General features: G+C 69.4%; 21 protein-coding genes and 3 pseudogenes. 17 read left to right on the plus strand and 7 right to left on the minus strand.

Annotated features, from left to right (window positions below; all coding sequences use genetic code 11):
• The first annotated feature begins 1 nt into the window (after position 1).
• The 3 genes and pseudogenes from StrepF001_RS18695 (at position 2) to StrepF001_RS18705 (ending at position 3,794) form a co-directional block, all read left to right on the plus strand.
• On the plus strand, positions 2-715 hold the full coding sequence (locus tag StrepF001_RS18695; RefSeq protein WP_129799383.1) for a hypothetical protein: 714 nt from the start codon (positions 2-4) through the stop codon (positions 713-715).
• Positions 712-2,772: a hypothetical protein gene (locus StrepF001_RS18700; protein WP_129799384.1), complete on the plus strand. Its 2,061-nt coding sequence runs from the start codon at positions 712-714 to the stop codon at positions 2,770-2,772. Before StrepF001_RS18695 ends, StrepF001_RS18700 begins: the two co-directional genes overlap by 4 nt.
• A 142-nt stretch (positions 2,773-2,914) precedes the next feature.
• Positions 2,915-3,794 (plus strand): annotated as a pseudogene (locus StrepF001_RS18705) (hypothetical protein).
• Positions 3,795-3,905: 111 nt separating this feature from the next.
• Here the strand turns inward: StrepF001_RS18705 and StrepF001_RS18710 are convergent.
• Positions 3,906-4,295: a hypothetical protein gene (locus tag StrepF001_RS18710; RefSeq protein ID WP_129799385.1), complete on the minus strand. Its 390-nt coding sequence runs from the start codon at positions 4,293-4,295 to the stop codon at positions 3,906-3,908.
• A 470-nt stretch (positions 4,296-4,765) separates the two neighbouring features.
• Between StrepF001_RS18710 and StrepF001_RS18715 the strand changes: the two genes are divergently transcribed.
• The 7 genes from StrepF001_RS18715 to StrepF001_RS18745 are packed head-to-tail and all read left to right on the plus strand — an operon-like array spanning position 4,766 to position 9,930.
• A complete protein-coding gene (locus tag StrepF001_RS18715; RefSeq protein ID WP_129799386.1) occupies positions 4,766-5,437 on the plus strand; it encodes a hypothetical protein in 672 nt (223 codons plus the stop codon).
• Positions 5,434-6,519: a hypothetical protein gene (locus StrepF001_RS18720; RefSeq protein ID WP_129799387.1), complete on the plus strand. Its 1,086-nt coding sequence runs from the start codon at positions 5,434-5,436 to the stop codon at positions 6,517-6,519. The genes StrepF001_RS18715 and StrepF001_RS18720 overlap by 4 nt, the downstream gene beginning before the upstream one ends.
• Before the next feature lie 40 nt (positions 6,520-6,559).
• Positions 6,560-6,859 carry a hypothetical protein gene (locus tag StrepF001_RS18725; RefSeq protein ID WP_129799388.1) on the plus strand — a complete coding sequence of 100 codons (300 nt, stop codon included), beginning with the start codon at positions 6,560-6,562 and terminating at the stop codon, positions 6,857-6,859.
• Positions 6,856-8,205: a hypothetical protein gene (locus tag StrepF001_RS18730; protein WP_240797573.1), complete on the plus strand. Its 1,350-nt coding sequence runs from the start codon at positions 6,856-6,858 to the stop codon at positions 8,203-8,205. The genes StrepF001_RS18725 and StrepF001_RS18730 overlap by 4 nt, the downstream gene beginning before the upstream one ends.
• 9 nt (positions 8,206-8,214) lie before the next feature.
• Positions 8,215-8,628, plus strand: a complete 414-nt coding sequence (locus StrepF001_RS18735) for a hypothetical protein (protein WP_129799389.1) — start codon at positions 8,215-8,217, stop codon at positions 8,626-8,628.
• Positions 8,615-9,247 (plus strand): hypothetical protein, encoded by a 633-nt coding sequence (locus StrepF001_RS18740; protein WP_240797574.1) that lies wholly within the window; start codon positions 8,615-8,617, stop codon positions 9,245-9,247. Before StrepF001_RS18735 ends, StrepF001_RS18740 begins: the two co-directional genes overlap by 14 nt.
• 41 nt (positions 9,248-9,288) lie before the next feature.
• Positions 9,289-9,930: a hypothetical protein gene (locus StrepF001_RS18745; RefSeq protein ID WP_129799390.1), complete on the plus strand. Its 642-nt coding sequence runs from the start codon at positions 9,289-9,291 to the stop codon at positions 9,928-9,930.
• Positions 9,931-10,400: 470 nt separating this feature from the next.
• On the opposite strand, the gene StrepF001_RS18750 is transcribed toward StrepF001_RS18745, so the two are convergent.
• Positions 10,401-10,709, minus strand: coding sequence for a WXG100 family type VII secretion target (locus StrepF001_RS18750; RefSeq protein ID WP_129799391.1), 309 nt, complete (start codon positions 10,707-10,709; stop codon positions 10,401-10,403).
• Positions 10,710-10,964: 255 nt separating this feature from the next.
• On the opposite strand from StrepF001_RS18750, the gene StrepF001_RS18755 reads away from it, so the two are divergent.
• Entirely contained in the window at positions 10,965-15,536 is a 4,572-nt protein-coding gene (locus StrepF001_RS18755; RefSeq protein WP_129799392.1) for an FtsK/SpoIIIE domain-containing protein, read from the plus strand.
• Between the two features lie 47 nt (positions 15,537-15,583).
• Here the strand turns inward: StrepF001_RS18755 and StrepF001_RS18760 are convergent, their stop codons facing one another.
• A complete protein-coding gene (locus StrepF001_RS18760; protein WP_129799393.1) occupies positions 15,584-17,206 on the minus strand; it encodes a serine/threonine-protein kinase in 1,623 nt (540 codons plus the stop codon).
• A gap of 92 nt (positions 17,207-17,298) precedes the next feature.
• Positions 17,299-18,147 (minus strand): menaquinone biosynthesis protein, encoded by an 849-nt coding sequence (locus StrepF001_RS18765; protein ID WP_129799394.1) that lies wholly within the window; start codon positions 18,145-18,147, stop codon positions 17,299-17,301.
• A gap of 308 nt (positions 18,148-18,455) precedes the next feature.
• Here StrepF001_RS18765 and StrepF001_RS18770 point away from each other — a divergent pair, with 308 nt between their 5' ends.
• The 4 genes from StrepF001_RS18770 to StrepF001_RS18785 all read left to right on the plus strand — a co-directional run bounded on the left by StrepF001_RS18770 (position 18,456) and on the right by StrepF001_RS18785 (position 20,330).
• Positions 18,456-18,659 (plus strand): cold-shock protein, encoded by a 204-nt coding sequence (locus StrepF001_RS18770; protein ID WP_003992177.1) that lies wholly within the window; start codon positions 18,456-18,458, stop codon positions 18,657-18,659.
• 220 nt (positions 18,660-18,879) lie between these two features.
• On the plus strand, positions 18,880-19,554 hold the full coding sequence (locus StrepF001_RS18775) for a class I SAM-dependent methyltransferase (RefSeq protein ID WP_129799395.1): 675 nt from the start codon (positions 18,880-18,882) through the stop codon (positions 19,552-19,554).
• Positions 19,555-19,674: 120 nt separating this feature from the next.
• A complete protein-coding gene (locus StrepF001_RS18780) occupies positions 19,675-20,025 on the plus strand; it encodes a hypothetical protein (RefSeq protein WP_129799396.1) in 351 nt (116 codons plus the stop codon).
• Complete coding sequence (locus tag StrepF001_RS18785; RefSeq protein ID WP_129799397.1) at positions 20,022-20,330, plus strand: DnaJ C-terminal domain-containing protein; 309 nt, start codon at positions 20,022-20,024, stop codon at positions 20,328-20,330. The genes StrepF001_RS18780 and StrepF001_RS18785 overlap by 4 nt, the downstream gene beginning before the upstream one ends.
• Here StrepF001_RS18785 and StrepF001_RS18790 read toward each other — a convergent pair.
• Entirely contained in the window at positions 20,327-20,866 is a 540-nt protein-coding gene (locus tag StrepF001_RS18790) for a DUF6817 domain-containing protein (RefSeq protein ID WP_129799398.1), read from the minus strand. The genes StrepF001_RS18785 and StrepF001_RS18790 overlap by 4 nt on opposite strands.
• A 188-nt stretch (positions 20,867-21,054) precedes the next feature.
• On the opposite strand from StrepF001_RS18790, the gene StrepF001_RS18795 reads away from it, so the two are divergent.
• The gene (locus tag StrepF001_RS18795) at positions 21,055-21,948 is read left to right on the plus strand and encodes a LysR family transcriptional regulator (RefSeq protein WP_129799399.1); all 894 of its coding nucleotides are present in this window, start codon (positions 21,055-21,057) and stop codon (positions 21,946-21,948) included.
• Here the strand turns inward: StrepF001_RS18795 and StrepF001_RS48050 are convergent.
• Positions 21,869-22,150, minus strand: a pseudogene (locus StrepF001_RS48050) (ATP-binding protein); the annotation flags it as partial. The gene StrepF001_RS18795 and the pseudogene StrepF001_RS48050 overlap by 80 nt on opposite strands.
• Here StrepF001_RS48050 and StrepF001_RS48055 point away from each other — a divergent pair.
• A pseudogene (locus StrepF001_RS48055) lies at positions 22,145-22,270 on the plus strand (DUF397 domain-containing protein); the annotation flags it as partial. The pseudogenes StrepF001_RS48050 and StrepF001_RS48055 sit on opposite strands and share 6 nt — an antisense overlap.
• Here StrepF001_RS48055 and StrepF001_RS18810 read toward each other — a convergent pair.
• On the minus strand, positions 22,267-24,228 hold the full coding sequence (locus StrepF001_RS18810; protein ID WP_129799400.1) for an AMP-dependent synthetase/ligase: 1,962 nt from the start codon (positions 24,226-24,228) through the stop codon (positions 22,267-22,269). The pseudogene StrepF001_RS48055 and the gene StrepF001_RS18810 sit on opposite strands and share 4 nt — an antisense overlap.
• Positions 24,229-24,266 lie beyond the last annotated feature (38 nt).

Consider the following 24,266-nt stretch of genomic DNA (forward strand, 5'->3'; position numbering starts at 1 on the left):
CATGCGACGACGCACCGCACTGACCGTCACCGCACTCTCCGCAGCCGTACTCCTGACCGCATGCTCGGCCGACGACGACAGCGCCAAGCCCACCTCCACCCCCAAGGCCTCGGCCTCCCAGGCGAAGCAGGTGACCCCCGCCGAACGGCTGGCGCAGCTGATGATCACCAAGGCGGACATCTCCGGCAAGGAGGTGCAGGAGGTCGACGACGAGTTCGTCTTCGCCAAGTCCCCGGACGAGGTCACTGTCGACAAGCCGGCCTGCGCCCCACTGGCGTACGCGATGAACCAACTCCCCCTCGGCGACCCGCAGGCCGACCTCACCCGCTACGTCTCGGGCGGCATGAATGACCCGTTCACGTACATCACGCTGACCACCTACGCCGACGGCGGGGCGCAGTCGACGATGGCCGACCTGTCGAAGGCGGTCGACGCCTGCGGCGACGGCTTCACGGCCAAGGGAAATAGCACCAGCACGTACGACTCGGTCACGGCGGAGGAGCCCGCCGCACCGGCCGGCGACGAGACGGTCGCCTTCAACGCCACGATGACCTTCCGCGGCGCCTCCCACACCCTCCACACCCAGGCCGTACGCAGCGCCGACGTCATCGCCGTCTACTTCTCGGTCAACGGCCTGGCCATCGCCAACGCGCAGCCGAGCGACGCGAAGCTGTCGACAGCGGTGGTGAAGCTGCAGAACGGGAAGCTGGGATGAGCACGGTGAGAAGAGTCACGGCAGCCGTACGAGCCTCTCTCGCCGTCGCGGTCCTCACCATTCTGCTCGCCGCAGCCGCCCCGGCCCACGCCGCCGACACTTCCGTCCCCGTGCAGGCGGCCCATCTCGCGTCCCGCCTCCGCACCGATCCGGTCTACGTCACCGACCAACTGCCGCGCGAGGTACCCCGCTCCATGGCTCCCGCGTTCGCCGAACTCGCCGAACGCACCGGAGTCCCCACGTACGTCCTCGTACTCCCGTTCTGGAGCACGGACGGCACAACCCTGCTCGACGCGGTGCACGACCGACTGGGGCGGGACGGCCTCTACGTGCTGCTCGACGAGTCGGGCGTCACGGACGCCGCCGCCTACGGGGTCCGTGCGCCGACCGACGACGCCGTGACCGTCGCCTCCTACGAACTGCCTTACGACGCAGGCCCTTTGCGCAGCTTCCAGCGCTTCACGGAAGCCGTGGCGCAGGGCCCCGAGAAGGCCGCCGAGCGGGCGGAGGCGGCGCGCGACAGGTACGACGCCGGGAACGAACCGGCGGACATGTACATCGGCCCGAGCGACCGCGAGAACCAGTCGTTCCTGACCGGGATCGCGCTGACCGCCGTACCCCTGTCGATCCTGATACTGGTCCCGTACGTACGGCGTTGGCGTCGCGGTCTGCCCGGCGCGCAGGCGCGGCAGCGGCCCGTCCGCCGCGCACGCGCCTGGATCGTGCCTGCCGTGGCCCTCCTCTCGGCCGCCGCGATAGCCGCCACCGCTCCCACCGTCTTCGACCAGACGAGGTCGAGCGCAGCCCCGACGCCCACCCCGGCCGACCTGACCGCCCGCGCCGACCGCGTCGCGGCGGGCCTGAAGCAGAACCCGGTGTACGCCGACCCGGAAAGCCCCCAGCTGCTGGACGCCCGGCAACGGGCCCGCCTGCACGACCGCATCCGCACCTTCGTCCGCTCGGACGGCGGCGGCCCGGTCTACGTCGCCCTCGTACCGCAGCTGCCCGAGGACGAATCCGCCGGCGACTCCGAACTGTTCGCCGCCGCGGTGCACCACCGTGTGGGCAGGGACGGCGTGTACGTCGTCGCCGACCCGTTCAACGGCATGATCGACGTCGTCAACCACGGGCTACGGCTGGACAGCATCGATCTCTACTTCGACCTGCCGGAGTCCATCGCGTACGGCGACGAGGCGGCGGACAAGGCCGACGATCACCTCATGGCCGAACGCCTCGACCGGCTCATGACCCACCTCGACAAGTCTCCGCGCACGGAAGAGCCGGAGGCCCTCTCCGATCCGGTGCCCGCACCGAACCCTCGCACGGCCACGGTCCTGCCCCCACTGTTTTCCGGGGAGTTCTGGCCCGGCCTGTTCATGGGCGCCGTGGTGACCGTGATCCTCTTCGTGGTCGTGTCCGGCGTCCTGGGCATGGTCGCCAGGGCGCTGCGGCGGCGCACCCCGGAGCCGACGTCGTCCCTCCCCCTCAGCCAACCATCCACCCCAACCACACGCTTCCTGCGACGCACGGCCCGCACAGAACTCCGTGCCCTGACACGGGACTTCACGGCGCACCAGCCCGAGGCCGCCTCCGCCACCCACACACGCGCGGCGGACTGCCGGGAAGCGGCGATGCTGCTGGCGGGCGTGAACCGCGACACCAACCGCCTCGCCGACGCACCGACCGCCACGACGGACCCCGCGACCCTGGTCGCCCTGATCGTCCTCGCCCGCGCGGGCCGAGCCGCGCTCGCCGACGACGTGGAGGACCTCGTCTGCGGCGTGAACCCCCTGCACGGCCCCGCCGAGACACGCCGCGACGTCCGGGTATCGGCCACCGAACGCAACCGCAGACGCTGGCTCCCCGTCTGCACACGGTGCCTGAACGCGGCCATCGCCGACCCGAGCTCCGTCCCGGCCCTACTGCTGACGCTCCCGGCCCCGACGGGCGACGGGCGGGTGCCGTACGACGAGGCCGGGGGCGCATCGGCCGCCGTACGGGAGGGGGTGCCGCGGCTCGTCCGGAGGGTGCGGGAGGCGACGGTCACCGCCCGCTGACACGCCCGTATCGGGCCGGGCGGGCGCTGGCGCTGCCGTGCCGCCGCCCGGCTCTTGGGGTGAGGTGACCCCATTCACCGAAACGGGTGATCGACTGGCATATGGCCGATCATCCGAGCCGGGGCGTCCTACGGTCCCTCACATGGTCAGCTCATCCCATGAGGCGATGCACCGCCTCTTCCAGGAAGACCCGGGCGTCTTCGCCCGGACTTCCCGGGCCCTCGACCTCCCCTTCCCCGACCCCGTGGCCGTGTCCCTGTTACCCACGGACCTGACCGAGATCAGACCGATGGAACGGCGCGTGGACACCCTCCTGAGAATCGACACGGCCGCGGGGGACAGTCATCTCCTGGTCGTCGAGGCGCAACGAAAGAAGGACCCTGCCAAGCTCACCAGCTGGGCCTACTACGTGGCCCACCTCCAGGAGAAGTACGGCATCCCCCCGGTCCTTCTCGTCACGTGCCAGGACAGGGCCACGGCCGAGTGGGCGGCAAAGCCCTTCACCATCGGCCCCCGGCAGTGGCCGACCCTCACCCTGCGAGCCCTCGTCTTTGGACCGCACAACGTCCCCGCCATCACCGACCCGTCAGTCGCGGCCCGGGACATCCCTCTCGCCACCTCTGAGCGCCGTCACACATGGTAAGGACCCGAATGCTCCTGCCATACTGCAAGCCCTGGCCGTCGCCCTGAAGACCATCGACGAGGAGACCGCGAGGATCTTCGCCGAGCTCACCGAACTCGGCCTCGGCACCACCCCCGCGGCCGAGAACTGGAGGCAACTGATGTCCGTGGACCTGTCCTTCTTCCGCTCACAGACCTCCCAGCGGCTGCGGGCCATGGGGCGCGCCGAAGGCCGCGCCGAGGACATCCTCCTGATCCTCGAGTCACGCGGCATCGAGGTCCCGGAGACCACGCGCGAACAGATCATGACCTGCACAGACCTCGACACACTCCGCACGTGGGTCACCCGGGCCGTGCATGTCGAAGCGGCCGAGGAACTGTTCGTGGCGGACGAGGCCTGAATCAAAGGCAGACCACGGCGGACAGCCCTCCGCCAAGCCTTGTCGGCACGGAGGGCTGAGCTGTGCCCCCGGAAGACCCGCCGTCAGGCCGAGCACCAGAGGTACCGCCGACTACCGGTTGACGGCCTGGATCTCCTTCACCGTCACGTCTTGCTCGTACGTCGACAGCCCGTCCGGCAGAGCCGGCTGCTGCGGCGCCCCGTCGGGGTCGGCGGAGTCGGTCCAGGTGACCTTCCAGGTGATGGACGCCTTGAAGGGGTAGGTACCGGTGCCGGACGAACGGCGGTAGGTGACGTTGCAGCCGGCGTCCTTGCTGTCGACCGTGTAGCCGCCCTTGCCCTTGACCAGGTCGTACGTGCATGTCTGCGGGTCGGCGTCGGCAGTCCCGGCCTCGACCTTGAGCGCGACGGGGGCCGCAACGGTCGTCGCCGCCATCTGGACGCCCTTGTAGTTGATGCTGGCGGTCGTCCACATGCGGTCGAAGTCGCCGTCGAGCTTCACTCGCGTGCCGAGTCTACGCCTGCCCGGAGTGCGCCGCCCGCTACCCGCCCCTCACGGACGCACTCGAACTCCTCGACCCCGCCCACCACCGCTCCCGCCTCACCCTCCACGTCCTCAAGGTCAATGCCGAGGGCACCGTGACCGAGGACCGCGGCGAGGTCGAGATCCTGGCCGGCGGGCGCACCGATCCGGTGCCGTTCACGTCGACGTATCCGCCGTGCAACTGCCCCAGATGCAAGACCCCGCGATAGCGAATCGAAACTCCACAGAACGACGGCCCCGGACGCAGCACACCAAGGCACCGGGGCCGCCGCCCGTTTGGGCACGATCAGGACACAGAGCACAGTCAGCAAGGGCCCATACGCCCGGAAATCACCACGTTCTCGAGAAAGTTCGCTCTGGCGAAACCAAGAACCTCCTCGATACCGTCAGATCTCTTGACTGAACTTCTGTCTCACGGGGAGTCCACTGTGAAGCGCCGCCCTTTGCCCGTTGCTGCCGCGCTGGCCGCGACCGCAGCCCTTCTCCTGACGGCCTGCGGCAGCGGGGACGACGAATCCAGCGACGATGACAAGATCGTAGGCGCCGACCAGGGAACGGAGAAGCCGACGAAGTCGGCGGAGCCCTCGGGAGCACCGGCAGAGGACAAGCCGGACGGCGTTGATGTTTCCCTGCCCAAGGACATGAACCTGGTCTTCGACTGGGACAAGCCGGAGGACAAGAACGAGGCGGCCGCGATGGCCGACACGGCCAACTTCTTCCGTGCCATCTACCGGGGCGTCGACAAGCGCACGACCAAGGACGCCGCCTTGGCCGCCTACTCCACAGGCGATGGGCTGAAGTACGCGAAGACGCAAATCGACGTCAGGCTCGAAGGCGGCTGGACGGCAACCGGCACCCGGCGCCACTACCAGGCCACCACCCGGTCCGCGTCGAACGGCAACTCGGTGGAGGTTGCGTTCTGCGTGGACTCCAGCAAGTTCTACTCCAAAGAAGTCAAGACCGGAAAGGTCCTGAAGGGTACGCCCAGCATCACGGACTTCGACTACTTCAAGATCATCATGGTCAAGCTCCCCACCGGAGACGCTCTGTGGCAGGCGTCCAAGGTGTACGTCGAGACAAAGGCGGCGAAGTGTCAGTGAACAGGTCACGGCGTACGGCCCTCAGCACCGGCGCGGCTGCACTGACACTGGCCTTGGGTGTCCTCGTCCTCGCGGAACCGGCCTACGCGGGAGAGCAGCCGGGCAACGCCCAGGGCTCCAACACAGAACAGTCGGGCGGCGGTGACGGCAACGGCATCTACGCCGCCGCACGCATCCAGTACTCCGGAGCCGTCACCAAGAACGGCAGCACCGGAAACGTGACGTCCTCCGACGTCAACTGGACGCCACCGCCCTGCTGGTACGCCCCCTACCTCGGCGCCAAGGACTTCAAAGAAAAGATGTCCAAGGACATCGAGAGCCAGATGAACGCGCCAGGTATGGGTGGCCACGCGGGCGCTGCGCTGAGCGAGCTGCAGCGCCACTACGAGGACGAGTACGGCTGGACCGACACCCCCGGCTACAAGGACTACAACGTCGAGAACGACGGCAAGGGGATGTTCTGGGCCGCCGTCGAAAATCCCAACGAGCCCGATATTCTGAAGCGGAGCTCGTGCAACGACCTCCCCTTCTGGGTCGAGAACGGCGAAGCCCCGCCGCCCCAGTACGAAGAGGCCATCACCCCGGAGATACTCGCCGCCCTCGCCTACCAGCACATGCAGCTTCCCGACACCGAGGTCACCCTCGCTCCCGAGGCCAACACCAAGGTGAACCTGCCGACTTGGGCCTGGCTCGACAAGGCCGTCTTCGGCGAGGTCCAGGCCACGGCGGCCATCAACGTCCCCGGCTTCAACATCCAGGCCACGACCACCGCCAAGCCGGTGTCCCTCAAGCTGGAGCCGGGCACCGAGGACGCCGAGACCTACCCGGCCTCCGGCGAGTGCGCCATCAACGCCGACGGCTCCATCGGCGAGCCCTACGCCAAGGGCAAGTCCGACCAGACGCCGCCCTGCGGCCTCAAGTACCTCCGCTCCTCCGGCGACGGCACCTTCAACCTCCAGGCCACCATCACCTGGGAAGTCGCCTGGACCGGCACCGGCGGCGCCGGCGGCGACCTGCCCGACGGGACGTTCGGCAACGACCAGGCGGTGACCGTCCAGGAGATCCAGGCCGTCAACCGGTGAACCGACAGCAGCGAGAACACGCACGGGGGGAGGGGCATCCATGGGCGATTCGGACCTGACGGTCGACTACGAGTTCCTCGCGGACTGCGAACGCAAGCTCGGGCAGCTCAAGAAGACCTTCGAGGACATCGAGAACCGTCGCGACGACATGGACAAGCACTGGGGCTCCGGTGCCATAGCCGACGTCATGGAGGACTTCGTCGACAACTGGGACGACTACCGCACCCGGCTCGTCGAGTCACTCAAGTCGGTGGGCGAGATGGTGGCCGGAACCAAGAAGGCGTTCGAGGGCCTGGACGAGCAGTTGGCCAAACAGGGCGAGAAGAAGCAGAAGAAGTGACACCTACATCCAAGCGCCGTCCGGTCGACTGGCAGCCGCTGTGCGACTCCGACCCCGTGCCCGGTGATCCGGAGGAGATCCGCGCCGAGGTCAAGCACATGGTCTCGGTCGCCGAGAAACTCCGGGACCAGGCCAAGAACCTCAAGGCGATCAGCGACGAGGACACCCTCAAGGGCAAGTACGTCAAACGCCTGCGCGAGGAGTCCGGCACGCTGGAGAAGCACATGCGGGAGGTGGCCAGCCGTTACGAGCGTGTACACGGCCATCTGACCAAGTGGTCGAACGATCTGGAGGACTTCCAGTCGGACGCCGACAAGGTCCTGCACCAGGCGAAGGAGAAGCAGGGCGAGATCGAGGCGGAGAAGAAGAAGGAAGCCGGCTCCGCCGACAAGGACACTCCCCGGCCCTCCGTCAGCGGCACGGACCACGATCCCCTCCAGCCGTACCGAAACCGGCTGAACGACATCACCGGAGCCCGGGACACCCGCGCCAATCACCATGCCGGGAAAATCCGCGCCGAGATCGAGGACGTGATCGAGGACTCGTGGTGGGACGACGTCAAGGGCTGGGTCCATGACCATGCGGACGGCATCAAGGCTTTCATCGATGTTCTCGGCTGGGTCGCGACGGCGGCTGGCTTCCTGGCGCTCGCCATTCCCGGCTTGAACCTGCTCGTCCTTGGCATCGCGGCGCTGACGATCGGGCTCAGACTCCTACTGGTGGCGTCCGGCGACGCCAGCTGGACGGATGTCATCTTCGACGTCGTGGGCGGACTGCTCGTCGTCGGTGGCCTCGGGGCCGCCGCGAAGCTCGCCAGTGGCGCCAAGGCCACCGTGGGCGCCGCTCAGGCCGCCCGGACCGCCGGCCTGAGCCGAGGGCTCAGGGGCGTCAAGGGCGTCCTGGACGACACGGGGCGGATGATGACCAAATTGCCGGAAGGGCCGGGGCGGCAGGCCCTCGGAGCGGCCCGTAACGCGATGCGCAAGTCCATCTCCCAGAACGTCGGCCTGGTCGCCAAGGGGCCGCTGAGGGTCAGCCCGTTGTCGACGCTGGTGCACCTCGGTGACAAGGAGATGGCCGGCATGGCGAAGATGCTGCAGGCGAACAAGGCCGCCTTCCCGGCGGCCGCGGGTGCTGCGGCGGACAAGGCGTACAAGTCCTATCAGGTGGGCCTCGGCATCGCCTGGACCGGCATGGGGATGGACGTCATGGACAAGTCGCTGGGAAAGAGCGACCTGACAAGCTGGACCAAGGAGAAGTTCGGTACCGACGAGAAGCCGTACAACGCGGCGTACTCGGACTGGAAGGACAACACCCTGAAGCCCGCCCCCGACACCCACTGGTGAGGAATGACCATGGACCTGAACTCGGCGCATCGCATTGCCGAGGCCGAAGCCGCCCGCACCGGGCTCGGCACCGGCCCTAACCGGCGGCTCCGGCTGACACTGATCATCGGGATGCCGCTGTTCCTGCCGGTATTGGGAATCATGATCCTGGTGCCGAAGTCCCTCATGAATGATGTGCTCTACGTCTATGAGGCCGGGATCGTCGGCTGCCTCCTGCACTACGTCTGGGTGTTCGTGAAGTACCCCAGGTACACGGGCCGTCCGCCCTACCTCACCCGGGATCTCGCCATGGGCGGCGGCTTCTTCCTGCCCTCGCTGTTCTTCGGCTTCTGGCCGGGCATGATCGCCGCCCCGGCGTGGGCGCTCTTCGTAGGCGTTGCCTACACCGTGGAAGTAACGCGGGGGCGCAATGACCACCGCTGAGCAACGCCGGGCCCCGAACGGCTTCAACCTCGTGCCGCCACCCGGCTGGGACGTGATTCCGCTGCGCACGGGTACCGAGGAAGCGATGGACCGCATCGTGCGCAAGGCCGTCGCACAGCTGCCCGTCGGCTTCCCCAAGGACGACATTCCGAAGGCTCGACTGAAGCTCACCCAGGAGATGAAGAAGGTCGTTCGCCGGGCCAGGGCCAAGGGGGGAATGACCCTCTACCTCCCCACCGAACGCCTCCACGGCGTCGCGCTGCCCGTCTCGATCGTGGCCTCCGAGCCGATCGAGATTCCGCGGGTCAGGCCCAACAGCGGCCCGGAAGCGGTCCTGGCCGCGCTCGCCTCCGTGACTCCCGGTACCGAGTCGCGGGAGCTCGACGACACCGCGGCCCTGCGCTCGGAGCGCGACGTACCCGCCGACGCAGCCAAGGGCGTCGACGTCGCTCACCGCCAGGTCGAGTACTTCGTTCCGGTCCCGGACAGCGCCCCCGATCAGTACCTCACCTTCTCCTTCAGCGCCCTGATCGCGCCCGGCTCGGATCCCGCCTTCTACGACACCCTCGTGGAGTTGTTCGATGCCGTGATGGGCACCTTCCGCTGGAGCTACGCCTGAAGGCTCCCTTCTGCCGTGCCCCCCGAAGAAAGAGACCACTCATGTCCGAAGGCACCCTGTGGAGCACCGACCTCGGCGCCCCGCTCCACATCGACACGGATGCCAACCCAGACCTCTGGGGCTATCTTCACCTCCAGATCGACAAGAAGACCTTCAAGGAGTGGCTGGACCCCCACCTGACCGGCCTGGCCGCCGTCCACGACATCGAACTCACCCGCAAACTGCGACGATTCCACAAGAGCTTCTACGAGCAGACGATCGTCACGCTCCGGGACAAACTCCAGGCCGACGAGGCGTTCATCTACCACCCCGTTCCGCTGACCTACATGCCGCTGGTGATGCACGCCACCCGCCTCCACTGCGAGGCCCGTGACGCGGTCTCCTGCGAGGGAGTCACCGCGCTCACCGTGCCGCACCCGGACATTCCCGAGTGGCAGCAGCGAACCGGCAGTATTCCGTTCGCCTCTCCACACCTGGGCGCGGACGGGGTCCGGGTCACCCGCTCTTACCCTGCGGACAGCACCATCATGATGACCTCGGTGACGTACCACTGGCACACCCCGCCCGGCCTCCCCGACGTCCTGCTCCGCGGGCACCACGACGATCCGGAAGTGATCGCCGCGGCAATGGAGGCACTGGACGACTTCGCGCGGACGCTCCGACTTCCCGGGACGGCCCATTGACCGGCTCCGCCTGGGGCGGATTCAAGCGGTGAGCATTGTTGAGCGGCATTCCGCATGCCCCGTCCAGGACGCCAAGTACTACAGCCTCAGGTCTTGTGACTGCTGATCGGTGATGTCGTTGTCTGGTCATGCTGGTTGATGTGGCGCCGGAGCACGTGGAGGGGTGGGCGGAGGAACTGCCCTTCATGAGCTTTTCGCGGTTCTTCTTCCAGTTTTCGAAGAAGTCGTCGAAAACGTCTCGCAATGTGTCGCTGCCGAGCTCATCGCCGTAGCCGTCAGCGGGTTTGCGTGCTCCTTGAACTCCCGGTGGATGCGGTAGAGCGAGTCCGAGCAATCCTTGATCAATTGGAGGTCGTACCGAGTTCTGTCTGCCACCCGTCCAGACTTTCTGCCTCATGGGTCACCCGTACGGGCGCGGTGGGACACGGCATGTGCCCCACCGCGCCCAAACAGCGTGGTGGCAGCCGACGTCAGCTGCTCTTGGCGCTCCGCGCCAGCTGCTCATCCAGCTGCTCGTAAGCCTCCTTGGCCTTCTTCAGGAACTCGGACATGCCCTCGAGCCCCTCCATGGCCTTCTTCGCGCCCTTGGTGAAGTCCTTGAAGGACTCCTCGAAGGCGGCGGAGCCCTTCTGGGTGGTGTAGCCGTTCTCGACGAGCGCGCGGATGCGGTCGTCGATCGAGTCGAGCTCGCCGTGCAGCCGGTGCATGTCCTTCAGAAGCTTGCCGGCTTCCTTGTCCATCTCGGCATATGTGATATCTGCGTCTTTGCCCTTGGCCATGACGGCTCCCTCCCGTTTTGTCGCCGCAGGGCCTGCCCCCGTGGCTCTGATGCCGCGGACCGACGGCACAGCCGCCCGGACATCCGCGTGAGCAAAGATCTTACGGGTGAGGCCGTTGGGATCCCAGGGGAGTTGTGGGAGCGAAGCGTGAACTGATGCACATCCCGTTGCCCGGGTGAAAGGTGGGGCGGCTAAGGTCACTCCGTTGCTTGAAGCGTTCCGGGGGGCGGCCTCAGCCCAGCGAGGAGGACGAACGTGCGCCTGAGTCTGACCGTCGTCGATCCGATCGGCGGGGCCGCCGCCGATGTGGTGCTCGATGCCGATCCGGAGTCGAGCGTCGGTGACATCACTCGGGAGTTGGCCCGGCAGGTCGGTCTCGGTGGTGATGGCGACGGTGCGCAGATCATTCCCATCGGGGGGCAGCGCCATCCCGGGGGCAGTAACGCGCCGCAGGCGTACGTCGACGGGTACGCCCTCGACCCCGGCGCCACCGTCGCCGGATCGCCCCTGCGCGAAGGCGCCGTCGTCAGCCTGCATGATCCGGCGGGGTGTCTGCTCGGCGAGCCGACCGGCGTGGTCGAGTTCCGTGTCGTCGGCGGGCCCGCCGCCGGTGCGGTGCATCGGCTCGGGGTCGGGCGGTACGACATCGGTGGCGGACCCGCCGCACACATCCGTATCGACGATCCCGAACTCGCCGACCGTGCCGCCACCTTGTCCATCGCCATCGACGGCACCTGCAAGATCGCCGTTCATGACAAAAGCTCCGACAAAGAGGACGGCGCCCGGCTCGACGGCGAACCCCTCGACGGCGACTCCTGGCCCCTCGGCGCACAACTCGCCCTCGCCAACAGCTTGTTGGAGATCGTCGCGTACAGCCCGCCCAACGCCGCCCTCAAGTGGTCCGAGGACGGCACGGGTCTGGACTACAACCGGCCCCCGCGCCTGCGCCCTGCCGAGCGGCAGACCCGGTTCCGGCTGCCCTCCCCGCCCGGCGAGTTCGAGGCCCGTCCGCTGCCCTGGCTGATGGCGCTGTTCCCGCTGGTCGGCGCCGTCGTCATGGTGCTGATCTTCCAGCGCTGGTACTACCTCATCATGGCCGTGCTGAGCCCGATCATGCTCTTCGGCAACTACTTCATGGACAAGAAGCACGGCCGCAAGTCGCATGCCAAGCAGATGAAGGAGTACAAGGAGACCAAGGAGCGGATCGAGAAGGACGCCCAGGACGCCCTGGTCACCGAGCGGTCGGACAGGCGGCAGGCCATACCCGACCCGGCCGCCGTCCTCACCTTCGGTACGGGTCCCCGGACCCGGCTCTGGGAGCGGCGCCGCACCGACGCCGACCACCTCCTGCTGCGGGTCGGCACCGGCCGCGTACCGTCCGAGGTCGTCCTCGACGACCCCGAGCAGGACGACCACAAGCGCGAGGTCACCTGGCACATCGAGGACGCCCCGGTCGCGCTGCCGCTGAAGGACCTCGGTGTCATCGGTCTCGCAGGGCCCGGCGACTCGGCGCAGGCGCTGGGGCGTTGGGCGGTGGCCCAGACGGCCGTGCTGCACAGCCCGATGGACGTGCAGTTCTATGTGCTGACCGAGAACGAGGCCCATCCCCGCTGGGACTGGGTGCGCTGGCTGCCGCACTCCCGGCCCTCCGGCGGCCAGGACGTCAACGTGCTGATCGGCACGGACTCCGAGACCGTCGGCGCCCGCGTCGGCGAGCTCACGCAGGTGCTGGACGCCCGTCAGAAGGCCCTGAAGGAGTCCGGGGGGCGCGCCGACGGTGGGCCGGCGTTCTCCGACCCGGACATCGTGGTCGTATGGGACGGTTCGCGGCGGCTGCGATCCATGCCAGGTGTCGTACGACTGCTGCGCGAGGGCCCCGGCGTCAGCATGTACGCCATCTGCCTCGACGAGGAGGAGCGGTTCCTGCCCGGTGAGTGTCAGGCGGTCGTCGTCGCCGAGCCCCTCCGGCAGGCCGCCGACGCGACGGTCACCCCGCAGCCCACCGCCCCCGGCGGCTTCCCCTCCTTCCACGCCTGGCACCAGACCGCCCAGCAGCCGGACGAGAACCCCGACCAGGCACCCGAGCTGCGGCTGCGCGTCGAGCAGAGCGGCGCCCGGCGCATCACCGACGTACGGCCGGACTTCGTCTCGTCCGCCTGGTGCGCTCGCCTGTCCCGCTCCCTCTCCCCCCTGCGGGACATCAGCGGCGAGACCGAGGACTCGGCGCTGCCCGCGTCCAGCCGCCTCCTCGACGTCCTCCAGCTGGAGCCGCCGACGAGCGATGCGATCGGCGCGCGGTGGCGGATGGGCGGCCAGTCGACAATGGCCGTGATCGGTGAGTCGTACGACGGTCCGTTCGGCATCGACCTGCGCAAGGACGGTCCGCACGGTCTGATCGCCGGTACGACCGGTTCCGGTAAGTCGGAGCTGCTGCAGACCATCGTGGCGGCGCTCGCGGTCGCCAATACGCCGGAGAACATGACCTTCGTCCTCGTCGACTACAAGGGTGGTTCGGCGTTCAAGGACTGTGTGAAGCTGCCGCACACCGTCGGTATGGTCACCGACCTCGACGCCCACCTCGTCGAGCGGGCGCTGGAGTCGCTGGGTGCCGAGCTGAAGCGGCGCGAGCACATCCTCGCCGCCGCCGACGCCAAGGACATCGAGGATTATCAGGACCTCGTGCGCCGGGATCCGTCCCACCCGCCGGTGCCCCGACTGCTCATCGTCATCGACGAGTTCGCGTCGATGGTGCGGGACCTGCCCGACTTCGTCACGGGTCTGGTCAACATCGCCCAGCGAGGGCGTTCCCTCGGCATCCACCTGCTGCTGGCCACCCAGCGCCCGAGCGGTGTCGTCTCCCCGGAGATCCGCGCCAACACCAACCTGCGTATCGCGCTGCGTGTGACCGACGCCGGCGAGTCCAGCGACGTCATCGACGCGCCGGACGCCGGTCACATCTCGAAGAGCACGCCGGGTCGGGCGTACGTACGGCTGGGGCATGCGTCCCTCATCCCGTTCCAGTCGGGACGCGTGGGCGGTCGTCGGCCCGGTGCGGCCGATCCGCAGACGCTCGCGCCCTGGGCCGGTGAGCTGGCCTGGCAGGACCTGGGGCGGGCCGCGCTGCGCAAGCCCAAGACGGAGGCGCGCGAGGAGGAGGAGATCACCGACCTGAAGGTGCTGGTGGACGCGGTGCGGGAGGCGAACACGGCGCTCGCCATCCCCGCCCAGCACTCCCCGTGGCTGCCCGCCCTGGAGGAGACGCTCCTGCTCGACGACATCCCGGCCGTCCGTGCCCAGGGCGCCCTGCCCGCGGCCCCGTACGGCGTCGAGGACCTGCCCGCCGACCAGGCCCGCCGCCCGGTCGCCGTCGACTTCGCCACGTTCGGGCATCTGCTCGTCGGCGGCGCCCCGCGCACCGGCCGTTCGCAGCTGCTGCGCACCATCGCCGGCTCGCTCGCCCGGACCAACTCCTGCGCCGACGTGCACCTCTACGGCATCGACTGCGGCAACGGCGCCCTCAACGCACTGACCCGGCTGCCGCACTGCGGCGCGGTCGTCGGACGCAACCAGACGGAGCGGGTCGTCCGCCTCTTCGCCCGGCTCTCCGGTGAAGTCACCCGCCGTCAGGACCTGTTGGCCGAGAAGGGCTTCGCCGACATCGGCGAGCAGCGGGCGGCGGCCGGGTCGGAGGACGAGCGGCTGCCGCACATCGTGCTGCTGCTGGACCGCTGGGAGGGCTGGCTGCCCACGCTCGGCGAGTACGACCACGGTGACCTCACCGACCAGCTGATGACGATGATGCGCGAGGGCGCGAGCGTCGGCATCCACGTGATCATCACCGGTGACCGGCAGGTGCTCGCGGGCCGGATCAGTTCGCTCACCGAGGACAAGTACGGCCTGCGGCTCGCCGACCGCGGTGACTTCTCCATGCTGGACATCAACTCCCGCAAGGTGCCGGAGGAGATCCCGCCGGGCCGTGCCTTCCGCAACGAGACGGCGACGGAGACGCAGTTCGCGCTGCTCTCCGAGGACACGACCGGCCAGGGCCAGGCGGCCGCGCTGATCGCCATCGGCGACGCGGCGACGGCCCGCGACGCGGACGTTCCGCGCTCGCGCCGCCCGTTCCGCGTCGACGTCCTGCCCAACCGCATCTCCTTCGCGGACGCCTACGCGATGCGCGATCCGCAGACGGCCAGCTCCCCTCTCTGGGCGATGGTCGGCGTCGGCGGCGACGAACTCACCGCGTTCGGCCCGGACCTGAGCGAGGGCGTGCCGGCGTTCGTCATCGGCGGCCCGGCCAAGTCCGGCCGCAGCACGGTGCTGCTCAATTTCGCCCGCTCGTACCTCGCCCAGGGCGTACGCCTGGTCATCGCGGCACCGCGCCAGTCGCCGCTGCGTGAACTGGAGGGCCAGGAAGGCGTGTTGGAGGTCTTCACCGGACGGGACATCGACGAGGACGAGCTGGAGGAGGCCATCAAGCCGGCCACACCGGACCAGCCGATCGCCGTCCTGGTCGACGACGCCGAGGTGCTGGACGACTGCGACGCCGAGGACGTCTTCAAGCGCATCCTGCAGAGCGGCACCGAGGAGGGCCTCGCGGTCGTCATCGCCGGTGACGAGGAGGAGATCTGCGACGGCTTCTCCGGCTGGCAGGTCGACGCGAAGAAAGCCCGCCGCGGTGTCCTGCTGTCGCCGCAGGAGACGTCCTCGGGCGAGCTCATCGGCATCCGTACGACCCGCAGCATGGTCGGCGGCCCGATCGCGCCGGGCAAGGGGATGCTGCATCTGGGCAGCGGGGAGCACATTACGGTCACCACGCCGATGTGAGGGGCGCGGGAGAATGAGCGGCGGCTCCCGCGTCCCCGCGCCCGCCGCTACTTGACCTTCGACATCCGCGCCTCGGGATTCCCCGACTCCTTGCTGTCCGACTCGTACGTCAGGTCATCCCCCGTCGGAATCAGCCGAACCGTCGTCGCCGCCGGATTGCACCCGCCGTGGTTCTCCTTGGCGCCCACCGACGTCGCGACGAGCTGCTTCTCCGTCGCCTGCTTCAGGGTCAGTACGTCGACACAGACGCCGCCCAGCTGGTCGGTCTGCCGGAGCCGCCCCAGCTCCTCGCCGACCTCCGCGTCCCGGACGGTGATACGGAACGTGCCCAGGGGCAGGTTGCCGTCGAGGGCGGTGCCCTGACCCTCCCAGGTGCCGAGGTAGCGGGCGGGGACGGCGGAGGCGGTGGCCGGGGCGGAGTCGCCCGGCGTTGCGGACTGGGACGGGGCGGCCCCATCCGCACTGTCCCGACGGTCGTCCGGCAGCAGGTCGAACACGAACACCGACCCCACCGTCACCGCCGCCAGCGCCCCGGCGACCGCGAGCGCGACCGTGCAGCTCAGCCAGCGGCCCCGCCCACCGGCCTCCGGTGCCGCCGTCGCGGCGAACGTGACGGAGAGCTTGCCGGGCCGTCTGCCCGACGTCGGGTCCGGGTCCTCCGGCTCCGCCTGGCGCGGCTCGGGCACGACGCCCGGCATCACAGGAGGCGGCCCGAACTCCCCCACGGCCGGCTCGCTGAATTCCACCGGCCCCGAAGGAGCCGCCTCCGTCGCCGTCTCCAGATTCAGCAGCTCCACGGCAGTACGGCTGACCTGCTCCACCAGCATCCCCGGCAGCCACCCGCCCGCGACCAGCCGCGCCGCCCCCTCGGGCGCCAGCCGCCGGGCCACCTCCGCCGGGGTCGGCCGCCCACTCGGCTCCTTCGCCAGGCATGCCTCGACGATCTCCCGCAACAGCCCGCCCTCCAGGGCGTCGAGCTGCGGCTCCTCGTGGACGACCTTGTAGAGCAGCGCGGCCGAGGAGTCCCCGGGGAAGGGCGGCTCGCCGGTTGCCGCGTACGCCAGTACCGCGCCCAGTGAGAAGACGTCGGCGGCTCCGGTGACCCCTTTGCCCAGGATCTGCTCGGGTGCCATGTAGCCGGGCGAGCCGACCGAGACTCCGGTGGAGGTCAGGGAGGCCGTGCCGTCCGTGGCGCGGGCGATGCCGAAGTCGATCAGCAGGGGGCCGTCCAGCGTCAGCAGGACGTTGGACGGTTTCACGTCCCGGTGCACCAGGCCCAGTTCGTGCACCGCCGCGAGCGCCTCGGCGAGGCCCGCACCCAGTACTCGTACGGAATGCGTGGGCAGCGGACCGCCGTCCGTGACCGCCGCGGTCAACGACGGGCCCACCGCGTACGCCGTGGCGACCCATGGCACCGGCGCCTCCGGGTCCGCGTCGAGCACCGGCGCGGTCCAGGCGCCGCCCACCCGCCGCGCGGCCTCGACCTCGCGGCGGAACCGGGCGCGGAACTCCTCGTCGAGCGCGAAGTGCGGGTGCACGACCTTCACCGCGACGGTACGGCCCCCTGCGCTGCGGCCGAGATACACCCGGCCCATTCCGCCCGCACCGAGCCGGCCGAGCAGCCGGTAGGGCCCGATGCTCGTGGGCTCGTCGACTCCGAGCGGCTGCATGGCGTGCGCCCCCTTCCCCCCGTACGCCTCCACTGTCCCGCAGCGTATAGTCCCGCCGCTCGCGCGAGATCCCTACGGCTGGAGCAGATCCTCTACGGCTGGAGCAGATCGACCTTCACGTCCGCCGGGAAGCCGGTCGTCGGGCCGACCCTCCGCGCGAACTCCGCGACCGCCGCCAGCTGGGGCTCGCCGAGGCGGAAGTCGAGGGTGGTGAAGTACTGCTCCAGGACCTGCTCGTCGAAGGCCTCCCAGCGGGCGGCCTGCTCGGCGACCTTGCCGACCTCCTCCAGGGAGAGGTTGCGGGAGGCGAGGAAGGCCTCGTGCACCTTGCGGGTGATCACGGGCTCGCGTTCCAGGTAGTCGCGGCGGGCCGCCCAGACGGCGAAGACGAACGGCAGTCCGGTCCACTCCTTCCACAACGCACCGAGGTCGTGCACCTCCAGCCCGAAGCGCGGCCCGTCGAGCAGGTTGGCCCGCAGCGCCGCGTCCCCGATCAGCACCGCCGCCTCCGCCTCCTGCATCATCAGGCTGAGGTCGGGCGGACACGTGTAGTAGTCGGGCCGTACGCCGAAACGGTCCGCGAGCAGCAGCTGCGCGAGGCGTACGGAGGTGCGGGAGGTGGAGCCGAGGGCGACCCGGGCTCCGTCCAGCCGCTCCAGCGGGACCTGCGAGACGATCACGCAGGACATCACCGGCCCGTCGCAGCCGACCGCGATGTCGGGGAAGGCGACCAGGTCGTCGGCGTTGCGCAGGAACTCGACGAGGGTGATCGGCCCGATGTCGAGGTCGCCCTGCACCAGCTGCTCGCTGAGCTTCTCCGGGGTGTCCTTGGTCAGCTCGAAGTCGAGGAGCGTGCCCGTTCTCGCGAGCCCCCAGTACAGGGGCAGGCAGTTCAGGAACTGGATGTGGCCGACGCGCGGCCGGGTGCGAGGAATGTCCACATCCGGAGGCTAGCGTCCGCCGGGCGGGCGCTGACCCTGTGGGGTGACGTGCGAGTCTGGGCCCCACCGTCATCTGGAGTAGTGGATGTCAAACGTTCGGGTGACGTGATCTTGACCTCTATTGCTTTCGGCTTCCCGCGTGCTAGGCTCGCCGCAAGTTGCAGTTTGGTTTCCCTTGCAGTACAGAGCCTGCGGAGCATGTGACCGCGGGCTCTCGTCGTTCTCAGACGGGTGCAGTTGTGCAGAATCTCGATCTTCACACTTGCTGGTTCTGGAGCAGGGCAACCCTTTGAGCCCAAGGAGGGCTTATGGCTACCGGAACCGTGAAGTGGTTCAACGCCGAAAAGGGCTTTGGTTTCATCGCCCAGGAAGGCGGCGGCCCCGACGTCTTCGTCCACTACTCCGCGATCAACGCGAGCGGCTTCCGCTCTCTTGAGGAGAACCAGCAGGTGTCCTTCGACGTCACCCAGGGCCCGAAGGGCCCGCAGGCGGAGAACGTCACCCCGGTCTGATCTGATGATCTGATCCTCCGATCCGGATCGAGCGCAGTACCCAAGGAGCCCCGCGCCTTCGGCGATGGGGCTCCTGCCTTTTCCCGAGTAGCCCGAGCCTCCCGAGCAGCCAGAGCATCCCGAGGTGAATTCTCCGAGAATTCCTTCCCCCCTCTCCTTTGACGGCAGTGGCCTCAGGCGCGCGGCCGGTTGTCAGTGGGAGTGGATAAGGTCGCCGACCATGACTGACAGCGACTTCCTGACCACCACCCGGGACTTCTACGACGCCGTTGCCGAGGACTACGCCGACCGGTTCCAGGACGGGCTGGCGGCCAGGCCGATGGACCGGGCCGTGCTGGCCGCGTACGCGGAACTCGTGGGCGATGGCGGTGAGGTGGCCGACCTGGGGTGCGGACCGGGGCAGGTGACGGCGTACCTCGCCTCGCTCGGCCTGTCGGTGTTCGGGCTCGATCTGTCGGCGTCGATGCTCGCCATCGCCCGGCGTGAGAATCCCGGCCTGCGCTTCGAGCAGGGTTCGATGCTGGACCTGGACCTGCCCGACGGTCACCTCGCAGGCGTCGTGTCCTACTACTCCTCCATCCACACCCCTGTGGACCGGCTGCCCGGCCTTTTTGCGGAGTTCGCCCGTGTCCTGGCTCCGGCTGGCCATCTGTTCCTCGCCTTCCAAGTCGGCGACCGCCCACGCCGCCTCGACCGGCCCTTCGGGCACCCCGTCTCCCTGGATTTCGAACGCCGACAGCCGGATCGGATCGCCGAGCTGCTGGTCGGGGCCGGTTTCGAGATGCGGGCGCGGACGGTGCGGGAGGCGGAAGAGGAGCTCGGGGAGTCGACCGCGCAGGCGTATCTCATCGCCCGCAAGCCCGGCCTCCGGGGCACCGGCATGGACGCCTGCTGATCCACAACTTCCCTGATCCCAGGGCTACTTCATCGATACCCTGGTGGTTCGGGTGGAGGGTGACACAGGAGGGGGCCTGACGAGCGAGGATCTGCGTCTGACCGTTTCGGGTGGGCGGATGTGGACGCGGAGGAACTGGACGCCCTGACCGGTCGGCTGCGACAGCTCCTTCTCGAACTCGACGTGGACGACGTACGACCCGTCCGAGACGGCGGTGAGGCGCCGGCCGGTGCCAAGCCGGGCGAACTGCTCGCGGTCGGCGCCCTCGCCGTCGGCCTCGCGCCCGCCCTGCTCCGGCCTGTGCTGCGTCTGGTCGAGACGTGGATGCAGACCCGCCCCGTCCGCACCGTCAAGGTGGAGCTGAACGGGCATTCCGTCGAACTCGGCAACGCCACGCCCGAACAGCAACAGCGCCTGGTCGACGCCTTCCTGGCCGCCGCGGACGACTCCGCCCGAGGGCAGGACGGATGAATGACCCCACGAGAGGTGCGGGCCGACGGGACGCGCTGCTGATCGCCACCGGCGCCTACGAGAACTCGGCACTCGGGACGCTGCGCTCGCCGCGCCAGGACTGCGCCGGACTCGCTGCCGTACTGCTGGACGGCCGAAAGCCCATCCGCGTTCCCGCGGGCATCCGCAGCGGGCAGAGGCTCCGCCTACCGGGACTGGGTGTACCACGCTCCCAAGCCGACGGCCGCGGGGACCTGCTCGTGCACGTCGACGTACACGTCGTACGGCCCCCACGCCCCGGCCGCCGTGCCGACTCCGCCGGCTAGGGCCTGCCCCCGAGCACCGCAACGCAGTCGTCCCAGGCCGCCCCGCTCAGCAGCGGCCGGAAGCGGGTGAAGAGGGCGAGGAGGTCGGCGCCGTAACGGGTGCGGAATTCCGGGTCGTGGGCGGCGAGGTCGAGTTCGTTCGCTGCAGTGAGCTCCGCGAAGTCACGAAGCACGGCGAGCGAAGGGGTACGGGAGGCCTCCGTGAAGCGGTCGTGGAACGGGCCGTCGGGCAGGACCGGGTAAGTGGCCTGCCGATCGCAGCTCGCGTAGAGATACACGAGCCCCTCGGCCTCGGAACCGAGGGCGGCGGCGACCGCGGTACGGCGATGCAGCGGAAGCAGGGCTTGGGGGAAGCCGTCCGTGCCGTAGAGCGCGTGGCAGAACCCGGCGAGTTGGAGGGCGGGTCGGGCCTGCCAGCCGGCGAGCCGGATGCGGACGCGGTCGAGGTGCGTGAGGAGCGTGCCGCCGGGATGGGGCACGGACTCGGCGCCGAGTTGCTGTAGCAGCGCCGTGGCTCGGTCGTGGGAAGACGGCACGGGGGCGTCCTTTCGCGACGAGGGCTGGGGGCGGGTCGGCACCCGCTGCCCCTGCCTCCCCGGATCCGGACGCCGGTGGACGTGGGGAGCGGGTTGCCGCCCTGGGCCCTGATGAAGATCGTCGTACAGCCCGCAGGGCCAGTCAATCCTTGGGATTGCTGCCAAAACCCAAGTGTTAGCTTGGAGTTGTGACCCTTGAAGACCTGCGTGTGTTCGTGGCGGTGTGCCGGGCCGGCAGTCTCAGTGCGGTGGCGCGGGAGCTGGGGTGCACTCAGTCGGCCGTGAGCCAGCACGTGAAGCGGCTGGAGCGGGAGACCGGGGTCGGTCTGCTGGAGCGGCAGCCGCGTGGAGTGACGGTGACGCAGGCCGGGCGGGTGCTCGAAGCCGCGGCCACGGAAGGGCTCGCCGGGCTGGATCTCGCGCTGCGGCGGCTGCGGGAGCTGGCCGACGGTGAGCGCGGCTCGGTCCGGGTGGCCACCGGGGCGACGACCGTACGGCACTTCATGGCCGACGCGGTGGTCGCCTTCCGCCGGCGCCATCCCGAGGTCAACCTGGAGTTCCGTACGGAGAGTTCGAGCCGCGCCTGCTTCGACGCACTCACCGACAGCGAGCTGGACCTCGCCTGGGTGACCCTCGGCCCTCCGGTGCGCGGCATCGAGCAGCGGCCGGTGGTCGACCTGCCGTGGGTGCTGGCGGTACGGGCCGACGACTCGCTGGCCGACCGCCCGTACGCGGACGTCCAGGACCTGACCGGCCTCCGCCTGATCCGCCTCCCCCCGAACTCGACGTCCGCCGCCCACCTGGACGCCTGCTGCGCCGAGCTGGGCATCCGTCTCGGCTTCGACACGAGTGTCGCCGACTGGGACACGGCGTTGCTGCTGGCGGAACTGGGGCTGGGCAGGGCGGTGGTCCCGGCACTGCCCGGCCTGCGGATCAACGGCCCCGGCAGCCCTGCAGCCAACGGTGACTTGCGCCTGATCCCCCTCCCAGCCCTCCGCCCCCTCACCGTCGGCTGGGCAGTCCGCCGCTGGGACGCGCTGAGCTCTCTGGCACGGGCGTTCGCGGAGACCGTGGCTCCTTGAGAGACAGCTCGGCCCAGACCGTCTTGCTGACGTCGCGTTCACTGACGCCCCAGGCGAGCGAGAGCAGGGTTACGAGGACCAGGCCCCGTCCTGACTCGGCGTCCGGATCCGTCACGAACCTCAGTCTGCGGTCACCTCGCGCGTCGCTCACCTCGATCCGCAGGGTGTCCTCGGGGAGGAGCAGAAGGCGGAGTTCGAAGTCGCCTACACCTGACGCAAGTCGAGCTACAGCAGCGGCGAAGGCGTAGAGGTCGCCATCTGCCCCCACGCCATCCACATCCACGACTCCAAGAACCCGGCAGGGCCGAGGCTCGCCCGCTAGCTTTCGTACAGCGCCTCCACCTCCCCGGCGAAGTCCCGCAGGATCGCCTCCCGGCGCAGCTTCATCGACGGGGTCAGATGACCGGCGGCCTCGGTGAAGTCCACGGGGAGGACGGCGAAGCGGCGGATGGACTCCGGGCGCGACACCAGCTTGTTGGCCTCGTCCACCGCACGCTGCAACACCGTGTGCAACTCGTCGTCGGTCACGAGGAGTTCCGGCGGTACGGGGTGCTTGCCGTTCATCTGGCGCCAGTGGGTGATGCCGTCGGTGTCGAGGGTGATCAGGGCGGTGATGTAGGGGCGGCGCTCGCCCAGGACGATGCACTGGGAGATCAGGGGGTGCGAGCGCAGCCAGTTCTCCAGCGGGGCCGGGGCCACGTTCTTGCCGCCTGCCGTGATCAGGATCTCCTTCTTCCGGCCGGTGATGGTGAGGTAGCCCTCGTCGTCCAGCCGGCCGATGTCGCCGGTCGGGAACCAGCCGTCGGGCGTTGCCGGGACGACGCCGCCTGCATACGGGTCCCAGTAGCCGCGGAAGACCTGGCCGCCGGCGAGCAGTATCTCGCCGTCCGCTGCGATGCGGATGCGCGTGCCGGGCAGGGGCCAGCCGACGGTGCCGAGGCGGGGTTTGAGCGGCGGTGTCACGGTCGCCGCGCCGGTCGTCTCGGTGAGGCCGTAGCCGTCGTAGACGTCGATGCCCGCGCCCGCGTAGAACGCGGCCAGGTCGCGGCCCAGGGGCGAGCCTCCGCAGATGACGTAACGGACCCTGCCGCCCAGCGCGTTGCGGATCCGGCGGTAGACGAGGGTGTCGTAGAGGGCGCGGGCCGCCTTGAGAGAGGCGCCGGGGCCGGGGCCGGTGCCGCTCGCCCTGGCCTCCGCCGCCTCGCCGTAGCGGCGTGCCACCTTCGCCGCACGGTCGAAGGCCGCTGCCTTGCCGCCGCGTTCGGCTGTCGCGCGGGCGCTGTTGAAGATCTTCTCCAGCATGTACGGGATGGCGATGAGGAAGGTCGGCCGGAAGCTCGCCAGGTCGGCCACCAGGTCCTCCGACTTCAGGCTGGGCGCGTGGCCGATCCGCACTCGCGCGCGGACGCAGGCCACCGACACCATGCGGCCGAAGACGTGCGAGAGGGGGAGGAAGAGGAGGGTGGAGGGCTCCGCGTCGGTGCGGGCCTTGAAGACGGGGTAGAGGAGTTCGATCGCGTTGTCGACCTCCGCCAGGAAGTTGCCGTGCGTGAGCGCGCAGCCCTTGGGACGGCCGGTGGTGCCCGAGGTGTAGACGAGGGTGGCCAGGGTGTCCGGGCCCAGCATGCCGCGCCGTACGTCCACTTCGGTGTCCGGCACGGACTGGCCGAGCTCCGCCAGGCGGTCCACATGGCCCTTCTCGATGACCCACATGTGCTTCAGATCGGTCAGATGCTCCCGCTCGGGGCCGAGCGCGGCCGCCTGGCCGACCGTCTCCGCGGCCAGCGCCACCGCGCCGGAGTCCTGGAGGATCCAGCGGGTCTGGAAGACCGACGAGGTGGGGTACACCGGGACGGTCACCAGGCCGGCCGCCCAGGCGGCGAAGTCGAGGAGCGTCCACTCGTACGACGTGCGCGCCATGACCGCGATCCGGTCGCCCGGCATCAGCCCCTCGGCGATCATCCCCTTCGCCACGGCCAGCACCTGCGCGGCGAACTGAGCCGCGGTCACGTCCGCCCAACTCCCGTCCTCGGTGCGGCGGCTGAGCACCGGATGTCCGGGCGCCGCGTCCGCGTTCTCGAACGGCAGGTCGGCCAGCGAACCGTGCGACACCGGCGGCACCAGCGGCGGTACGGCCACTTCCCGCACCTCCCCGTCCAGCCGCCGTATCTCAGGCTCCACAAGGACCGGCCCGCCGTCGGGGTCGTACTCGAGCGACGCGGCCGTGTACGGGTCGGACGACTCCGGCGGTAAAGGGGCAGACGAGTACGAGATGGGCATGGGCAGCTCCTGGGGCCTGCAGCGACGACTTCGGCACT

It is taken from the genome of Streptomyces sp. F001, assembly GCF_004187715.1.
In the GTDB taxonomy this organism is placed as follows: Bacteria; Actinomycetota; Actinomycetes; order Streptomycetales; family Streptomycetaceae; genus Streptomyces; species Streptomyces flavusporus.